This is a genomic window from Pseudomonas sp. RtIB026 (genome assembly GCF_016861355.2).
GTDB lineage: Bacteria > Pseudomonadota > Gammaproteobacteria > Pseudomonadales > Pseudomonadaceae > Aquipseudomonas > Aquipseudomonas peradeniyensis.
Genome location: NZ_AP023348.2, coordinates 3425043 through 3441263, shown reverse-complemented (window position 1 = coordinate 3441263; position 16221 = coordinate 3425043). Strand labels below are relative to the sequence as shown.

16 protein-coding genes and 1 pseudogene are annotated in these 16221 nt (G+C 67.9%); 2 read left to right on the top strand and 15 right to left on the bottom strand.

Features of this window, described 5'->3' with window-relative positions:
• From PRtIB026_RS15315 to PRtIB026_RS15270, 10 genes and pseudogenes are all read right to left on the bottom strand, one after another.
• Complete coding sequence (locus PRtIB026_RS15315) at nt 1-783, bottom strand: hypothetical protein (protein ID WP_203646728.1); 783 nt, start codon at nt 781-783, stop codon at nt 1-3.
• Nucleotides 764-2515, bottom strand: a complete 1752-nt coding sequence (locus PRtIB026_RS15310; protein ID WP_244670903.1) for a GspE/PulE family protein — start codon at nt 2513-2515, stop codon at nt 764-766. The genes PRtIB026_RS15315 and PRtIB026_RS15310 overlap by 20 nt, the downstream gene beginning before the upstream one ends.
• Nucleotides 2516-2569: 54 nt before the next feature.
• Entirely contained in the window at nt 2570-3103 is a 534-nt protein-coding gene (locus PRtIB026_RS15305) for a response regulator (protein ID WP_203646729.1), read from the bottom strand.
• A 239-nt stretch (nt 3104-3342) separates the two neighbouring features.
• Nucleotides 3343-3984, bottom strand: coding sequence for a SurA N-terminal domain-containing protein (locus PRtIB026_RS15300; RefSeq protein WP_203646730.1), 642 nt, complete (start codon nt 3982-3984; stop codon nt 3343-3345).
• Nucleotides 3985-4005: 21 nt separating this feature from the next.
• Nucleotides 4006-5574, bottom strand: coding sequence for an ABC transporter substrate-binding protein (locus PRtIB026_RS15295; protein ID WP_267812419.1), 1569 nt, complete (start codon nt 5572-5574; stop codon nt 4006-4008).
• Nucleotides 5575-5657: 83 nt separating this feature from the next.
• Nucleotides 5658-6314, bottom strand: coding sequence for an SCO family protein (locus PRtIB026_RS15290; protein WP_203646732.1), 657 nt, complete (start codon nt 6312-6314; stop codon nt 5658-5660).
• Nucleotides 6311-6964, bottom strand: a complete 654-nt coding sequence (locus PRtIB026_RS15285; protein ID WP_203646734.1) for an SCO family protein — start codon at nt 6962-6964, stop codon at nt 6311-6313. The genes PRtIB026_RS15290 and PRtIB026_RS15285 overlap by 4 nt, the downstream gene beginning before the upstream one ends.
• Nucleotides 6961-8940: a cytochrome D1 domain-containing protein gene (locus PRtIB026_RS15280; protein ID WP_267812416.1), complete on the bottom strand. Its 1980-nt coding sequence runs from the start codon at nt 8938-8940 to the stop codon at nt 6961-6963. The genes PRtIB026_RS15285 and PRtIB026_RS15280 overlap by 4 nt, the downstream gene beginning before the upstream one ends.
• Nucleotides 8941-9299: 359 nt before the next feature.
• Nucleotides 9300-9374, bottom strand: a pseudogene (locus PRtIB026_RS15275) (DUF3077 domain-containing protein); the annotation flags it as partial.
• 69 nt (nt 9375-9443) lie between these two features.
• On the bottom strand, nt 9444-10265 hold the full coding sequence (locus tag PRtIB026_RS15270) for a shikimate 5-dehydrogenase (protein ID WP_203646738.1): 822 nt from the start codon (nt 10263-10265) through the stop codon (nt 9444-9446).
• A 164-nt stretch (nt 10266-10429) separates the two neighbouring features.
• Between PRtIB026_RS15270 and PRtIB026_RS15265 the strand changes: the two genes are divergently transcribed.
• A complete protein-coding gene (locus PRtIB026_RS15265) occupies nt 10430-10774 on the top strand; it encodes a hypothetical protein (protein WP_186735574.1) in 345 nt (114 codons plus the stop codon).
• A 102-nt stretch (nt 10775-10876) separates the two neighbouring features.
• Nucleotides 10877-11059 carry a hypothetical protein gene (locus tag PRtIB026_RS15260; protein WP_203646739.1) on the top strand — a complete coding sequence of 61 codons (183 nt, stop codon included), beginning with the start codon at nt 10877-10879 and terminating at the stop codon, nt 11057-11059.
• Nucleotides 11060-11127: 68 nt separating this feature from the next.
• Here the strand turns inward: PRtIB026_RS15260 and PRtIB026_RS15255 are convergent, their stop codons facing one another.
• The 5 genes from PRtIB026_RS15255 to PRtIB026_RS15235 all read right to left on the bottom strand — a co-directional run bounded on the left by PRtIB026_RS15255 (nt 11128) and on the right by PRtIB026_RS15235 (nt 16211).
• The gene (locus PRtIB026_RS15255) at nt 11128-12186 is read right to left on the bottom strand and encodes a metal-dependent hydrolase (protein ID WP_203646740.1); all 1059 of its coding nucleotides are present in this window, start codon (nt 12184-12186) and stop codon (nt 11128-11130) included.
• Nucleotides 12187-12261: 75 nt separating this feature from the next.
• Entirely contained in the window at nt 12262-13512 is a 1251-nt protein-coding gene (locus PRtIB026_RS15250) for an OprD family porin (RefSeq protein WP_203646741.1), read from the bottom strand.
• 192 nt (nt 13513-13704) lie between these two features.
• Nucleotides 13705-14619 carry a catechol 1,2-dioxygenase gene (catA, locus tag PRtIB026_RS15245; protein ID WP_203646742.1) on the bottom strand — a complete coding sequence of 305 codons (915 nt, stop codon included), beginning with the start codon at nt 14617-14619 and terminating at the stop codon, nt 13705-13707.
• 35 nt (nt 14620-14654) lie between these two features.
• The gene (gene catC, locus PRtIB026_RS15240; protein ID WP_203646744.1) at nt 14655-14945 is read right to left on the bottom strand and encodes a muconolactone Delta-isomerase; all 291 of its coding nucleotides are present in this window, start codon (nt 14943-14945) and stop codon (nt 14655-14657) included.
• A gap of 144 nt (nt 14946-15089) precedes the next feature.
• Nucleotides 15090-16211: a muconate cycloisomerase family protein gene (locus tag PRtIB026_RS15235; protein ID WP_203646746.1), complete on the bottom strand. Its 1122-nt coding sequence runs from the start codon at nt 16209-16211 to the stop codon at nt 15090-15092.
• Nucleotides 16212-16221 lie beyond the last annotated feature (10 nt).

Genomic DNA, 16221 nt, shown 5'->3' with positions numbered 1-16221 from the left:
TCAGGCCACCGCCCGCCACATGGCGCACAGCGGGTCGGCCTCGGCGCAAGGCGCGCACAGCTGCACCGCCGCCAGCTGCGAGGCCGCCGTGCGTCCCGGCGCGTGCAGGTACACCCGCGGCAGCTGCTCGCCGTACAGCTCGCAGGTGCGCTCGATCAGCGCCTGCAGGGCCTGGTCGCTGTCGGCGCAGCCCTGGGCCAGCACCTGTTGCCAGGCGCCGCCGGCGGCCAGCAGCAGCACGCTGCGGCGCGGCTCGGCGAGCACGAACAGGAAGTCGCCCTGGGCCAGCTGTGCCGAGCAGCGGTTGTAGGCGGCCATCAGGTACGGCTGCACCGAGCGCAGGCTCAGCCGGCTTTCCCGGCCCAGGGCCTGCAGGCCCTGGAGCAGCGCCTCGGGCAGCGCGGTGGCGATGCGCGCGGCGCCTGCCGGCTCCGGCGACAGGACGATGCGCCAATCGTCCAGGGCCTGGCCGTAGAGGTGTTCGAAGCAGGCCCGGGCGTAGCTGTCCAGCTCGCCCGGGGTGCCGATGGCGTCGCTCCAGGGCACCAGGCAGAAGCGGCTGTAGCGGGCCGAGAGCAGCACCCGCAGTTGCGCGCCGCGTGCCGGGTGCTCGTCGAGCAGGCCGGCCAGGGCCTCCAGGGCCGCGGCCCAGGCCGGCTGGGCGGCGTCGCAGTTGAAGGCGCGACTGCCCAGCCACTGGTGTTGATGACCGTGCCAGCGGCCCAGGCCGACACCCTCGGCGCCGAGTACGGCGCAATACCGATCAGGCGATAAATGTGACACGGTTGATCTCCTCGAGTGTGGTGCGGCCGTTGCGGACCTGGTCCAGGGCCGAGGCACGCAGCAGGCGCAGACCGCGTTGGCAGGCCAGCTGCTTGATCTGTGCGAGCGGGCGGCGTTCGACGATCATCTGCCGCAGGTCGTCGTCCAGGTGCAGCAGCTCGGCAATGGCGTTGCGCCCGCGGTAGCCACTGCCACGGCACTGGCCGCAACCCTGGGTGCGCACGAAGCGCCAGCCGGCCACCGCGTCACGGGCCAGGCCCGAGGCGGCCAGCAGTTCGTCGTCGGGCTCGCAGGGCACCGCGCAATGCGGGCAGGCCAGGCGTACCAGGCGCTGGGCCAGCACGGCGTTGAGCGCCGAGACGAAGCTGTAGGGGTCGACCTGCATCTGGCTGAAGCGGCCGATCACGTCGAACACGTTGTTGGCGTGGATGGTGGTGAACACCAGGTGCCCGGTGAGCGCCGACTGCACGGCGATCTGCGCGGTGTCCGGGTCGCGGATCTCGCCGACCAGGATCTTGTCCGGGTCGTGGCGCAGGATCGAACGCAGGCCGCGGGCGAAGGTCAGGCCCTTCTTCTCGTTGACCGGGATCTGCAGCACGCCGGGCAGCTGGTACTCGACCGGGTCTTCGATGGTGATGATCTTGTCGACGCCGTGGTTGATCTCGCTGAGCATGGCGTACAGCGTGGTGGTCTTGCCGCTGCCGGTGGGCCCGGTGACCAGGATCATGCCGTAGGGTTCGCTGGCCAGGCGGCGCAGGGCGCGCAGGGTGTGCTCCTCGAAACCCAGCGCCTGCAGCTGTACGCCGCTGACCTGGTCGGACAGGTCCTGCTTGTCCAGCACCCGCAGCACCGCGTCCTCGCCGAAGATGCTCGGCATGATCGAGACGCGAAAGTCGATCTGCCGCTCGCCGATGGCCACCTTGAAGCGCCCGTCCTGGGGCACGCGCTTCTCGCCGATGTCCAGCTCGGCCATGACCTTGATGCGCGAGATCACCTGCTCGGCGAAGGCGCTGCCGCTGGCCTTGCCGGCACCGTTGAGCACGCCGTCGATGCGGTACTTGATGGTCAGGCCCTGGCCGGTCATCCCTAAGTGGATGTCGCTGGCGTGCAGCTTGAGGGCGTCGTACAGGGTCGAGTTGACCAGCTTGACCACCCGGCTCTGGTCTTCGCTGATGCTGGTCAGCGACAGGCGCTGCAGCGGGTCGGCCTCGCCACCGGCCTCGGCGTCGTGGCCGAGGGCGTCGACGGCGTGGAAGCTCTCTTCGTGGAGGGCCAGGAACGCGGCCAGGTCGGCGGCGTGGACCAGGTACAGCGGCGCGCCCTGCAGGCAGTCGTCGATCCAGGCCAGGCGGGCACTGTCGAAGGGGTCGGCGAACACGCCGACCCGCTCGCCGTTGTGCTCGACCAGGGCGAATTCGCGCTTCAGGCATTGCGCCAGGCTGACCTGGTCGAAGGCCGGGGCGCAGGCGAACAGGGTCTGGGTGGCGAGTGCCGGGTAATGCAGGGTGGCGGCCAGGCGCTGGGTGAAGGTGGCGGGCGTGTCACCGGCGAGGCGTTCCAGACAGGCCAGCAGGCGCTCTTCGCCGGCTTGCTGGCGGGCCTGGGTCAGGAGATCGCGGGGGTAGCCAGCAATCGCGGGGCAAGCCCGCTCCCACGAGTCCGTAGCCAGTTGCGTGGGAGCGGGCTTGCCCCGCGATGGGTCCAGTGGATCTGTATCGAATGCCTGGGACATGGCCTGCGACTCCGCTCAGGGGCGGCGCTGCAGGCTGGGGGACCTTGGGCGCCGCTATTCCCCGGTGAGCAGTTGATCGTCGTCAGGTTCGGGAGGCTTGGCGCCGTTGCGTCGGCGGTCGGCCAGGACCCAGCTGCCATCGTACAACTGCAAGGGGAACGACTCGTTCCTGTTCTGGCGTCGTTCGACGAACCCCGTGGCCGGCTGGTCGGTGCTCCTGCGCTGGCGCTCGATGCCCATCAGGTCGAAGACGGCGCGGGCCAGTTCCATCAGCGGGAACGGCTTGAACAGGACATGGGTCACACCCAGCTCGGCGGCGCGCTCACGGACCTCGGCGGTCGGGTGGGCGGTGATCAGCACGAAATGACACGACCTGTTCCTGCGCACGGTCTCCAGGACCTGAAACCCCTCCATGTCGGGCAAGCGGTAATCCAGCACGATCACGTCCGGTGCCAGGTTCTCGGCCTGATCGATGCCGCTGGCACCGTCATGGGCGAGATGGACCTCCAGGCCTTGCGCCTGCAGATACGCTTGCAGGTTCTGCGCAAGGGTCTGTTCGTCATCGACTACCAATACTCTGTTCACCAAGGTCCACTCCCATGAACTGCCCGGTTTCCCGGTCTGCGAAGTGCGGCCTTGTAGAGGCTTGAGCAGGCTTCGTGCCAGGCATGAAAAGTCATTGCGCACCGCTTTCAAGTCATTGATATCGTTGTCGCTTTCAATCCACTTCAAGCCGTGCCGGCAGGCCGTCCCCCACAACCGGGGAAGCTGATGGCACTTTGCCTTTGGGGCATTCCCCAACAGTGGGGGAACGCCCTGGCGCGGCTTCAATCGCCGCGCTCCACTGTAGCGGAATCACGCAAACGTTGGCGCACCGCTTGACGCGCCTGGGCCTGCAATTGCGCGACGAGCGCTGCCCTGGCCAGGCGCAGGCCGTGTTCAGGTAAGACAGAAGTATTATCACTTTGGTTCTGCATCCCTTGCAGTCTTTGCCGATTGGCCTGATGGAAGGCCGCGACCTCGGCTTCGCTGGGCTCGACCACCGCCGTCAGCCGGGCGTAGACCTGCTGGGCGGCCATCTCCTGACGAGTGTAGTCAGCGAAGCTGCGCCGATCGAAGCCCGCCTCCTCCAGGCGGCGCTCGAACACCGCGGGACTGCCGAAGGCCGCCTCCACCTCGCCGACCCGGGCCGTCAGCTGCGCCTCGCTGATCTCGACGCCCTGGCGCTTGGCCTCCTGCCATAGCAGCTCCTTGTCGATCAGTTCATCCAGGGCCTGCTCGCGCAAGCGCTGGTAAAGGTTGGGGTTGCGGATGCTCGCCACCGCCCGCCCCTGGGCCTGCAGGTATTCGCTGAAGTAGCGCTCCAGCCGCAGCACGCCGATGTCTACGCCATTGACCCGCGCCGCCGGCGTGTCGGCGTGGCTTGCCAGGGCAAGCAGTGACAGCAGGCAGGCAATCAGTACGCGCATGGTCATCCACTCCTGAAGGGATCATGGTGAGTCCGGCACCGGACGATACGGCGCCACCTCGACATAGCCCGGCCCCGGCAGGCTCACCGCCACCACATGGGCGCCGGCCATGCCCTGGCGGCGCCCAGGGCCGAAGCCCAGCAACGGCGTCAGCCCGGTCTCGACGTCATGCAACTGTTCCAGGGCGCCGAGCAGTTGTTCACGGCTGGCGTCGCGCCCCACCTGTTTCAGGGCTTCGACCAGCAACTGCCAGGCGCACAGCGTGCTCACCTGCAGCGACGCCTGGCGCGGTTCCAGCCCCTGGCGCTGCTGCACGCCGGCCAGGGTAGCCCGGCCCCTCGCGGTCCAGTCGCCAGGCACGAACGGATAGGCCAGAAGCACGCGTCGCGACCAGGCCGGTGCCAGCCCCGGCACGGCACCGGCCACCTGGCTCGACGCGGCCATCAGGTATGGGTTGCGTCCGCCGGCCTGCAGGCTGGCGGCCAGCTCGGCAAACGCCTGGGCGCGCCCCAGGAAGACGATGCCCTCGCCCGCCAGCGCCTGGCCGGTGAACGCTTGCGCGGATACGCCAGGAAAGCCCAACTGGCGCAAGCGCTGCTGTACAACCTGCGCCGCCTCGGCCTGGTCGTCACCGGCGTAGATCACCTGCACGGCATCGGCTGCCAGGCCAAGGCTGTCGCGGGCATGCAAGGCCACGCTGAGCAATTGCTCGGGCACGCCCGGCAAAGGGTCGAACACCTGCGCGTTGCCGCCACTGCGCGGCGTGGCGCCGATCAGCGGCAGGCTCGCCTGTTCCAGCTGGCGACTGTCGAGCAGTGGTGCCACGGGCGCGATCAGGGCGAAAACCTGCTCGCGCTGGATCAGCTGGTCCAGCGCCTGTGCGGTACTGGCCGGATCCGGCCCAGGGTCCAGCGCGATCAGCTGCAGTCGACGGCCATGGATGCCCCCCGCCTGGTTCAGCTGAGCGACACCATCCTCCAGCACCGCCCGCACCGTTCGCCCGGCCTCGGCCAGCGGGCCCTGTTCGGGCAGCAAGGTACCGAGGCGCAGGGTGCCCTCCTCCACGCCCGGGTCGCGGTCTTCGCCCAGGCGCTTGAGGTAGGCCGCCAGGTTGCGCTGGTCGGCCAGGCTCAGCTCGAAGCGTGGCATGGCCGGGTCCAGGTGGTTGCCGGCGGGATCGACGCCGCTGCGCACAACCCGCGCCAGGCTGGCTTCGGTATAGGCCGGGTAGCGTCGGTTGTTGACCTCGCGATCGCCTGGGCCGAGGGCCAGGCGCTGCCAGTCCAGGCTCGGCGGGCGTACCCCGCCTTCGCTGCGGCCGCGCCCGTCGTTGCCGTGGCAACTGGCACAGGGCAGCACGCTGGCCGGCACGCTCATGTCAGCGGGGCCGACCCGGGCCAGCAACTGGGCGTCGCTGCTGGAGAGGCCTTCGCGGTAGAGGCGTTTGCCCGCTTGTTCGTGGTCGGTGAGGTCCAGGGCCAGGGCTGGGGTGCATAGCAGCACCAGCCACAGTGCCCCTGTAGGAGCGGCCTTGTGCCGCGATCGGGCGCGCAGCGGCCGCCATGACAGGCGATGGGGTATATCAGGCATATCGGCGTCGCCTGATTTACGGCCGCTTCGCGCCCGATCGCGGCACAAGGCCGCTCCTACAGGGGTCGGTAAGTACATGGTAGTCACCGCCCCGCCAGCGGTTGCGCCAGCAGCTGCATGCGCTGGGCGATTGCCGCCGGTGGCGCGTCCGGGCGGATCTTGCTCCAGCGCTTGCCTGCCACATCACCGGCGATCAACTGCGTCGAATGCTGCTCGGGGCTGGGCAGGAACTGCCCCAGGCGCCCGAGCACCAGGTCGACGCTGGCCTTGTCGCCGGTCAGGAACAGCCAGTTCGGCCCGTCCACCCCTTGCTTGCGGGCAAACGCCTTGAGCACCTCGGGCGTGTCGTTCAGCGGATCGCTGCTCACCGAGACGAAGGTCACCTGCGCCGCAAGCTCGGCGCCCATGGCTTCGCGCACCTCGCGCAACTTGCGGGTGATCAGCGGGCAGGCATCGTTGCAGTGGGTGAAGATCACGTTGAGCATCACCACCTTGTCCTTGAGCACATCGCTGTAGAAGCGCAGTTCGCGGCCGTCCTGGTCCTTGAGCACGGTGTCGGTGAACCAGGTCTGCGCATCGCGGGTACCGCCGCCGCTAACCATGGGCTGCGGCGCAGGTTGCGGTGCCGGCGCGTGGCCCTCGTGGGCGAACGCGACCGAAGCGAGGATCCACAGGCAGCCGCCGAGCACCAGCCAGTCGAGGCTGCGCATGCCGGCATGGCGGGAGGTCTGCGCGCTCATGGCCGCACCTCCTGGCCGGCGATGGCCGTGCTCTTGGCGTGCACCCGGCGCGCGCTCAGGCGGTTGATCTCGCCGATCAACACGTTGGGGTCGGTGAAGCCGTAGTAGCGCGTCCAGTGCCCGCTGCGACCGTCCCCGACCAGGATCAGCGGCGGGTGCTCGCTGAGGTTGGCGCTGAAGCTGCCCAGCCCCTTGAGCGTCTCGCTGATGGCATAGGGCGAACCGGTCAGCCAGCTCCACCCCGGCCCGTGCTGGAACGCCCGGGCATAGCCGGCCAGGCGTTTCGAGTCGTCGCGCTGCGGGTCGACGCTGATCGATACCAGGCGGATCTCCTCGCCCACCCGCCCGCCCAGCTGCTGCTGGACCTTGCTCATGATCGACGAGACCACCGGGCACACCGTGGTACAGCTGGTGTAGATGAAGCCCATGACCACCAGGTGATCGCCCACCAGGTCTTGCTCCAGACGCACAGGCATGCCGTCCTGGTCCAGCAGCGCCACGTCGGCGAAGCGCACGCTGGCTTTCTCCTGGCGTGCGGCCGGGGGTTGCTCGGGCTGGCCGCCGTGATCGTGACCAGCGTGGGCCAGGGCCAGGTTGCTGGCCAGCAGCAGGCTCAGGCCCAGTAGTTTTCCGCCATGCAGACGCGTCATCGCACACTCCTGGCTTCCCCTTGGGAAGTACTGGGCTTTGCTGCGGCCGGCAGGACGCGCAGGCTGGTGTAGTTGTCTTCGGTGAAGGCGCGCCCGAGGCTGGGCGACTGCACGTGCAGGTACCAGGCGCCGGCCTCGGCCAGCTCCAGCGGTGCCTGGTAGAGCCCGTCGCCCACCTCGACCAGCGCCACGTCACGCGGCAGCGACGAAGGCGCCAGGAAGTAGCGCAGGCTCAGGTCATCGAGCCCGTGGCGCGGCTTGCCGTCCTCGCCGAGGATGCGTACCTGGGCCATGTAGGGCGCGTGCTGCTGCAACGGCCGGGCGGTGCCGATGAACTCGGCATGGGCCCGCTTGCGCAGGCTCGACTGCGGCAGCGCCGCGACCTCGGTGCTGAAGCAGTGGATGATCTGCGGCTGGTTGAGCAGGAACGCCACGTCGAAGGTGCCGGCCGCCGGCAGCTTGACCGTCGAGCCATACACCCCCGGCGCCACCTCGCGCAGGCTACGATCGATGACCAGCGCGGCGCGGGCCTGGTGGCCGCGGTTGTTGTAGCCCGACATCGGTGCGTTCATGCCCTCGGCATAGAAGTAGGTGGTGTTGTCCACCGGATTGACCACGAACACCGAGTTGTCGTCGCGGGAGATGCTCACCCCCTGGGCCAGCGGCAGGTCGCCGGCCTGGCGCGGCGCCGCCGGCCCGGCCTCGAAGCCCTGGACGATCGGCGTGCGCCCCTGCCCCAGGCTTGCCAGGTTGATCATGCTCACCTTCGGCGAGGCCAGGCCGCGCACGTAGGCGTAGGCCTTGGTAAAGGTCAGCTGGTAAGGCTCGGCGGCCACCGGGATGCGGTGGATCAGCTGGTCGGTACTGGCATCTATCACCAGCGCCTGGTTCTCCAGGGTATTGAGCACCACGCCGTAGCGGCCATCGTGGCTGAAGCGCATCGGCCCCAGGCCCTGCTCGGCCTTGACCGTATGGCGCAGGCTATGGCTGCGCGCATCGATCACCCGCACCGAGCCCTCCTGGCCATCGACCACATACACCGCCTGCGACAAGGGCGAGTACGCCACCGCCAGCGGATGCGGGCCGACTTCGAGGGTCTTCACCAGGCGCATCTGGGCGGTGTCGATGACGCTCAGGGTGCCGCCGTCGCGGTTGCTGACGAAGGCGAAGCGCGAATCGGCGCTGAAGGCGATCTCGTGGTGGCCGGAGCCGGTGACGAACGACTTGAGCTTGGTACGGCTGGGCACGTCGATCACCGTTACCCCGCCCTTGGCCGGGTCCTGGCTGTTGTTGCCCACCCACAGCAGGCGCTGGTCGGGTTGCAGCGCCACCCGCAGCGGCTGCTCGCCGGCCTCCAGGGTGGCCACGCGGGTGAAAGTCTCGGTGTCGATCAGCGCCACCTGGTTGCGTTCGGGCATGGACACGAACACCTGCTTGTCATCGCCGGTGGCCACCCAGTCCATGGGCCGCCCCGGCAGGTCGATGCGCGCCAGGGTGCTGGTGACCCCGCCCACCGACACGGTCGGGTCGATCACGGTCAGGCTCGCGTCCTTGTTCAGCACCAGCAGGAAGTAGCTGTTCAGGTCTAGCAAAGGGCGAGCGCCGATGCTGCTCTTGAGGAACAACGCCACTCGCGCCTTGCAGCTGCTGTCGCGGTCGCCGACCGGCGCCGACTGCGCGGGGTCGAGCCAGGCGCCGGGGGCCATGCCCGACAAGGGCTGGCCGCTGGTCTGGTCGCTGACCTTGAAACGGATGTTGGCAAAATCCCCCTCGCGCAGCTCACCCCCGCTCAGGGGGCGGGCCTCGAACTCCACGGTCACACCATCGCGGTTGAGGGTATGCAGGGCTTGGGGGTCGGCGGCTTCCTGCAGCAGCTCGCGGGGGTCGCACCAGAGCTTTTCGTAGGCGACGCCAAGGCCGATCAGCGCCGTGCCCAGCAGCAGGCCCAGGTAGGCTGGGCGCAGCTTGCGGTTCATGCCCGCGCTCCGCTGGCAGGGGTGGGCGCGCACGGAACAGCGCCTTCGAGCGGGATGACCATGCTGCACCTCCACGGGGCTCAAGGGTTCTGTGGAGGGTGGAAGCAAGCGTTATGCCATCAATAAAAGTGTTTTGAATCAGTGTGTTGGAGAAACAAGTGGAGTGTATTGGGGAGGCTGCCCCAAAGACGGGGGCGCTTTGCGCCGCTTTCAAGGCTTTTGCGGTTTTCAAGATTGCCGGGGTCGCTTTGCGACCCTTTCGCGGCACAAGGCCGCTCCTACAGAGGATCGCGCGCCCCTGTAGGAGCGGCCTTGTGCCGCGAAAGGGCTGCAAGGCAGCCCCGGCGATTACAAGCCGGGCCCAGTTCGGCATCGTCCATCAACGCCTTGGCCAGGGCACTGAGATAGTGAGCGGCCCAGACCATGCGTGGGTCGCTCTCCACCACCCCGACCAGGGTCAGAAGAAAGCGGTTAAGTCTGATGTTTCTGGGCAAGGTTTCAGGTCAGATCTCCCGGGCATGCGCCACTGCCGCCGCCACCTGCTCGGCCGTCGGCCGCATCCCGGTATACAGCACGAACTGCTCCAGCGCCTGCAACGCGATGACATCGAGCCCGGTGATCACCGGTTTGCCCAGCGCCTCGGCGGCGCGGATCAAGGGCGTGCGCACGGGCATGGCCACCACGTCGAATACCTGCTGCGCCGCCGCGATGGCGGTTTCGCTGAACGCCAACTGCTCGGCTTCAGGCCCTCCTGCCATGCCGATAGGCGTGACATTGACCAGCATCGGCGGACACCGGTCGCCCAGGTCCGGCAACCAGCGGTACCCGCAGGTGTCCGCCAACTGCCGCCCGGCTTGCTCGTTGCGGGCGACGATAGTGCCCTCACGGAATCCTGCGTCCCGCAGCGCACTGGCCACCGCCTTGGCCATGCCGCCGCTGCCGCGCAGGGCGAACGCGGTGCTCGGATCGACCTCATGCCGGGTCAACAGTTGGCGCACCGCCAGGTAATCGGTGTTGTAGGCCTTGAGATGGCCATCGGTGTTGACCAGGGTGTTCACCGAGGCGATGGCCGCGGCGGACGGATCGAGCTCGTCCACCAGCGCCAGGCACGCCTCCTTGTACGGCATCGACACGCCGCAGCCACGGATGCCCAGGGCGCGGATGCCGGCCACGGCGGCGGGCAGGTCATGGGTGGTCATGGCCTTGTAGTAGTAATCCAGCCCGAGCTGGCGGTAGAGGTGGTTGTGAAAGCGCACGCCGAACGTCCCGGGGCGCCCTGCCAGGGAGATGCACAGCACCGTGTCCCGGCTCGGAGAATGGCTCATCGCGGTTCCTCTGTCATGTGGCTGAATCGATTTTTCCAGCGTACCAGACCCTGCCGCCGATCGCCCCTTACACAACCTTTACCCTTTGCCGGCACGCACTTTACCGTGGCTGCGGTCATAGTTATCAGGCCCCGTGCGTGGGGTTGTCTTGCGAGGTGTTCGCCATGAAGCGTTTCATCCCCGGAATCGCCCTGCTGGTCGGTGCGCTGGCCATCAGCGGGCAGGCATCGGCCCATGGTGGCGGCTGGTATGGCCCGGGGCCAGTGATCGGCGCGGCGGTAGTGGGCGCGGTGGTCGGGGCGGCGGTATCGGGCGGCCACGACCGTACCGTCTATGTCGAGCGCCAGCCGGCCTACTACCCGCCGCCACCGGTCTACGTGCAGGCGCCACCGCCGCCGGTCTACTACCAGCCCTACGTGGTCGAGCGCTATGTCCCCGCCCCGCCGCCACCGGTGTACCGTCGCTACTACGGCCCGCCACCGGTGTACTACGGTCCGCCACGCTGGTAAGGGGGCATAGTTGATAAAAGCAATGACCACTATCGAGGACATTGATTTCAAACCCTGAGGGCATCTGCGTAAGGTGGGGCCATGTTCGAGAGGAGATACACCATGGCCCCGATCCAGATCATGTCCGTTGTCGGCAGCGCGGTACCCAGCAGCCTGCGCCAACAAGGCCTGCTGGCCTGCTGGTACCTGTTGCGCAACGGTGAAACCATCAGCGGCCCATTGACCAGCCGCCGCTCGGCCGAGACCCTGGCCGACCGCCTGCTCGGCGAGACGTTCGCCGCCTGACCCCGAATTTGTTGTGCGTTGCTCCCTACGCCTCTTGTTGCCCGCCGTCATGGCGGGCTTTTTTTGCCTCACAAGTGCCCGGAGCCCGGCGTCGCCCATGCCGCCAAAGGCAGCGGCGGTTGCTGCTCGAGGATGCGACGCCAGATCAAGGCCAACCTGCCGCCATCGAACAGGGACGCGGCTCCGCCACCGATCCAGCCCCGGGGCTGGGAGACCGCCCATTGTCCGGCAGCGTCACGCCGGGCCATCTCGAAGCGGAAACTGTAGCTACCAGGCATGCCCATGCGCAGGTCGGTGACCACCAGCGAGTCGCCGATGATGTCGTAGCGCAACCAGTCATCGGTGAACCAGCGCAGCCGCTCGTGTAACGCGGCTCCCGCCAGTATCCCGGCCATCTCCAGGTTGCGCGACTGACGCAGCATCTCGGGCGGCTCGCGATCAAACCAGCTGCTCACGCCCTCGTAGTAGTCGCCCTCCGGGGTTTTCGCCAGCACTCGCCAGATCAGGCTGTTGAAGGCGATGGGCACCGCGCGGACCTCGCTGTTGCTGACGCCTTGCGCCTGCAGGGCCATGGCGAAACGTTGCTCGGCAGCCATCCGCCCAGCCAGGCCGAAGCCCAGGTATGCAGTGCTGAACGCCAGCGCCAGGGACAGCAACACGGTCGCCCTGCCCTTCAGGCCCTTGACCGCCGCATAGCCGACCGCCAGCAACAACGGCACGGTGTATACCGGGTCGATGATGAACACCGCGGCCCAGCTTTCCGGCGTCAGGTGCAAGGGCCAGAACAGCTGGGTACCGTAGACGGTGAACGCGTCGAGAATCGGGTGGGTGACCAGCGCCAGCCAGAAGGCCAGGAACAGCCGGGGCCGGGTGTAGCCCTTGTCCGGCCAGCGCCAGGCGACCAGCCAGGCCAGCAGCAAGGCCAGGCCGGTCAGGACGAAGATCGAATGGGAAAAGCCACGGTGGAAGGTCATCTGCGACACCGGGTCGGCGTAGCGGATCACCACATCCAGATCGGGCACGGTGCCAAGGGCGGCGCCGTAGAGCAGCGCACGGCGCCCCTGGAGGCGGCCCAGCACGGTGCCCTGCAGGGCGGCGCCGAGTACGGCTTGGGTGAGTGAGTCCAAAGGGAACGGTTCCTGAGCGAGACCTGCGCAAGCTACCTGCTTCGCCAGTGAATATGCAAATAGCCATCGTGGCAGTCAGAACAGCTGCCAGGTGTACACCAGGATCAAGCGGTTCTCGTCGATGTCGCTGCGATAGTTCGAACGTGCCATGGCGTTGCGCACCCGGATCCCCAGCCCCTTGAACACCCCGCTCTGCACCGCGTAGCCCAGGTCGATGTCGCGCTCGCGATCCCGGCCTTCGAAGCCCTGCCCGGTGTCGACGTTGTCGCCAGTGATGTAGCGCACCGTCGCGGTCAACCCGGGGATGCCCAGGGCGGCGAAGTTGTAGTCGTAACGCAGCTGCCAGGAGCGCTCGTCGGTGTAGGCGAACTCGTAGGTCGGCACCTCGTTGCCCAGCGGCGAGATGTTGGCGAACACCCGGGGAAACGGGCTGTCGCCGTAGATGCCCTGGTAGCCGACATGAAAGCCGTGCCCGCCACGCCGGGCAGTCAGCAGCGAGAAGAACGCCTGGTTGTCGATCCGCCCCAGCCGCGCGTCGCCCGCCTCGCGGGCGCTGAAGTAGCCGAGGTTGGCGCTGAGCACCCAGTCGCCCACCGGCCTGCTGTGCTTGAGGCCCACAAAACCCTGCCGGTAGATATCCTGCAGTTGCCCGTACCACAGGCTGACACTGCTCTGCCCGGCATTGAACCCGTAGTCGCCGCCCGCATAATCGAAGGCGTCGCTCTGTGCCTGGCGCATCGGCACATGGCCGAGCATGGCGCTCATCCTGTCGTCGCCACCCTCGTTGCGCAGGTGCGTGCTGCTCAGGTGACCGGCCTGCACGGTCAGGCCCTCCAGCTCGGCCGAGCTGAGGCTGATGCCCTGGTAGGTCGGCGGCAGCAGGCGGATATCGCTGAAGGTGAGGACCGGCAGGTTGGGTTGCAGCTCGCCCAGGCGCAGTTCGCTCTTCGACCAGCGCGCCTTGAAGGTCGGCGCCAGGCGGCTGTACTCGGCCGCGGCGCGGCCATCGCCGTGCACCGGCAGCAGCCCGCTGTTGACCCGATCGGGGCTGCTGTCCAGGCGGATGCCCAGCAGGCCCAGGGCGTCCACACCGAAACCGACGGTGCCGAGGGTATAGCCGGACTTGAAATCGAGGATGAAGCCCTGGGCCCACTCCTCGGCCCGGGACTGCCGGTTGGCGCCGACGATGTCGCCGTAGTCGCGGCTGAAATAGTAGTTGCGCGCGCCGAGGCTGGCTTTGGCGTCTTCGAGGAAGCCGCCTTCGGCGGCCAGCAGGGTGGGGCTGAGCAGGGTCAGGCCCAGGACGACGCAAGGGGTGTGGTTCATTCCGAAGCTCTCTGATCTTGTTGTTATGTGATGAAGTGCTGGAACGGGGGTGAAACGCTGGTATGCCCTCCTCCTGGGCATGGCGAAGGCTGCGCCTTCGATCGCGGGGCAAGCCCACTCCCACGCGGCCCTTGGCAAACCAAAGGGCCACGGTTTGATCTGTGGGAGCGGGCTTGCCCCGCGATGAGGCCCTCAGTCCTGCTGCAAGGCCCGTGGTCTTGCGCTGCGTTGCTCGGCCTCGCTGTCCTGCGCCTGCTGCAGCTGGAAGTCGAAGGTCAGTTCGGCAACCCGCCCCTGCCCGTCGTCGCGCAACACCACCTCGCCCACCAGCCCTTCACGGGTGGCATAGGCGAAGTCGTCCCACAGGTAGCGGTCGCCGGCGAGGTTGATCTGGGTGGTCAGGTGGCGGTAGCCCGGTGCCGAGATGAAGAAGTGAATGTGCGCCGGGCGCTGGCCGTGGCGACCGAGCAGGTCCAGGCACTCCTGGGTCGGCCCCTGCGGGTCGCAACCGTAGCCCGACGGCACGATCGAACGGGCGCGGTAGCGGCCCTGGGCGTCGGTAACGATGCGTCGACGCAGGTTGTAGGCGGACTGGCTCTGGTCGAAGAACGAGTAGGTGCCCCGGGTGTTGGCGTGCCACAGATCGACCGTGGCGCCGGCCAGTGGCTGGCCCTGCGGGCCGAACACCTGCCCCTCGAGGAACATCACCGTGGCCACGCCCTCCTCGCTGCCATCGTCCATGCGCGCCTCGCCCTCGGTCATCGGCGCGCCCGCCACATACAACGGACCTTCGATGGTGCGTGGGGTGCCGCCACCCAGGCCGGCCTGGGCATCCTTGGCGTCCTGCAGCAGGTCGAGGAAGTGCTCCAGGCCCAACCCGGCCACCAGCAAACCGGCCTCGCCGCGTCCGCCGAGGCGGTTGAGGTAATCGACGGCGTGCCAGAACTCGTCCTCGCTGATCTCCAGGTCTTCGATCAGGCGCGCGGCGTCCTGCAGCACCCGCTGGACGATACGCTTGAGGCGCGGACTGCCGTTGTCGTTGTGCAGGCCCGCGGCCTCTTCGAAGAACTGCTGCACCTCAGGGGTATGGGAAATCTTCACGGTCATGATCAGGTACCTCGTGTTGTTCTTGTCGTGTGGGGTCAGCGGTCGTCGGCATGGATCGACGAGGGGTGGCGGCACAGGCCGGCGACCTCGATGTCCATGTAGGGGAACAGCGGCAGTTGCAGCAGGGTGTCGTGCAGCGCCTCGACGCTGGGCACGTCGAACACGCTGTAGTTGGCGTAGTGGCCGGCGATGCGCCACAGGTGGCGCCAGGTGCCCTCGCGCTGCAGCCGCTGGGCCAGTTCCTTTTCATCGGCCTTCAGTTGCGCGGCCTTGGCCGGGTCCATGTCGACCGGCAGTTTCACGGTCATCTTCACGTGGAACAGCATGGCGTCTCTCCTTACGTATGACGGAATCATTCAGGCAGGGACCCTGTGGGAGCGGCTTCAGCCGCGAACACCGGCGCAGCCGGTGCCATCCACCGTGTCGCCTGCTTCGCGGCTGAAGCCGCTCCCACAGGACTGGGTGTTTCTTCAGCGGCGGGCGAAGCGCGACAACCGCGCCTCGTCCAGGGTCAGGCCCAGGCCGGGGGTGGCCGGAACGTGCAGGTGGAAATCGCGGTAGACCGGCCCCTCGCAGACGACGTCCTCGGTCAGCAGCAACGGGCCGAACAGCTCGGTGCCCCAGGTCAGCTGGCGCAGGGTGAGGAAGGCATGGGCCGAGGCCAGGGTGCCCACCGCCCCTTCGAGCATGGTCCCGCCATACAGCGAGATGCCGGCGGCCTCGGCGATCTGCGCGGTGCGCAGCACGGCGCGGGGGCCGCCGTTCTTGGCGATCTTCAGGGCGAAGACGCTTGCCGCGCCCTCGGCGGCCAGGCTGAAGGCGTCTTCCACGCTTTCGATGGACTCGTCGGCCATGATCGGTGCCGGGCTGCGCTGGTTGAGGCGGACCTGGCCGCCACGGTTGATGCGCGAGATCGGCTGCTCGACCAGGTCGACGCCGTTGTCGCCCAGCACCTGGCAGGCGCGGATGGCCTGGGACTCATCCCAGTACTGGTTGACGTCGACCCGCACACTGGCGCGCTCACCCAGTTCGCGCTTGATCGCCAGCACGTGCCTGAGGTCCTGCTCCAGCGGGTTGGCGCCGATCTTCAGCTTGAACAGCCGGTGACGGCGGATCTCCAGCAGGTGCTCGGCCTCGGCGATATCCCGGGCGGTGTCACCGCTGGCCAGGGTCCAGGCCACCTCCAGGCTGTCGCGTACCCGCCCGCCGAGCAGCTCGCTGACCGGCAGCCCCAGGCGCTTGCCCTGGGCGTCGAGCAAGGCCGTCTCGATCGCCGACTTGGCGAAGGTATTGCCCTTGGCCTGCGTGTCCAGCCTGAGCATGGCGGCGTTGATGTTGCCTGCGGGCAGGCCGATCAGTGCCGGCGCCAGGTGCGCGTCGATATTGGCCTTGATGCCCTCGGGGCTTTCGTAGCCATAGGCCAGGCCGCCGATGGTGGTGGCCTCGCCGATGCCCTCGACGCCGTCGCTGCAACGCAGGCGCAGGATCACCAGGGTCTGGCGCTGCATCGTGTGCATGGCCAGCTTGTGCGGGCGGATGGTCGGCAGGTCGACGATGAGCGTCTCCAGCCGGTCGATGGTCGGGCGTGTCATGCAGGCTCCA

Excerpts from the sequence above, each read along its gene's own strand:
- PRtIB026_RS15310 (WP_244670903.1), bottom strand. The coding sequence starts at position 2,515 with ATGTCCCAGGCATTCGATACAGATCCACTGGACCCATCGCGGGGCAAG.
- PRtIB026_RS15300 (WP_203646730.1), bottom strand. The coding sequence starts at position 3,984 with ATGCGCGTACTGATTGCCTGCCTGCTGTCACTGCTTGCCCTGGCAAGC.
- PRtIB026_RS15295 (WP_267812419.1), bottom strand. The coding sequence starts at position 5,574 with ATGCCTGATATACCCCATCGCCTGTCATGGCGGCCGCTGCGCGCCCGA.
- PRtIB026_RS15290 (WP_203646732.1), bottom strand. The coding sequence starts at position 6,314 with ATGAGCGCGCAGACCTCCCGCCATGCCGGCATGCGCAGCCTCGACTGG.
- PRtIB026_RS15285 (WP_203646734.1), bottom strand. The coding sequence starts at position 6,964 with ATGACGCGTCTGCATGGCGGAAAACTACTGGGCCTGAGCCTGCTGCTG.
- PRtIB026_RS15280 (WP_267812416.1), bottom strand. The coding sequence starts at position 8,940 with ATGAACCGCAAGCTGCGCCCAGCCTACCTGGGCCTGCTGCTGGGCACG.
- PRtIB026_RS15270 (WP_203646738.1), bottom strand. The coding sequence starts at position 10,265 with ATGAGCCATTCTCCGAGCCGGGACACGGTGCTGTGCATCTCCCTGGCA.
- PRtIB026_RS15265 (WP_186735574.1), top strand. The coding sequence starts at position 10,430 with ATGAAGCGTTTCATCCCCGGAATCGCCCTGCTGGTCGGTGCGCTGGCC.
- PRtIB026_RS15260 (WP_203646739.1), top strand. The coding sequence starts at position 10,877 with ATGGCCCCGATCCAGATCATGTCCGTTGTCGGCAGCGCGGTACCCAGC.
- PRtIB026_RS15250 (WP_203646741.1), bottom strand. The coding sequence starts at position 13,512 with ATGAACCACACCCCTTGCGTCGTCCTGGGCCTGACCCTGCTCAGCCCC.
- catA (WP_203646742.1), bottom strand. The coding sequence starts at position 14,619 with ATGACCGTGAAGATTTCCCATACCCCTGAGGTGCAGCAGTTCTTCGAA.
- catC (WP_203646744.1), bottom strand. The coding sequence starts at position 14,945 with ATGCTGTTCCACGTGAAGATGACCGTGAAACTGCCGGTCGACATGGAC.
- PRtIB026_RS15235 (WP_203646746.1), bottom strand. The coding sequence starts at position 16,211 with ATGACACGCCCGACCATCGACCGGCTGGAGACGCTCATCGTCGACCTG.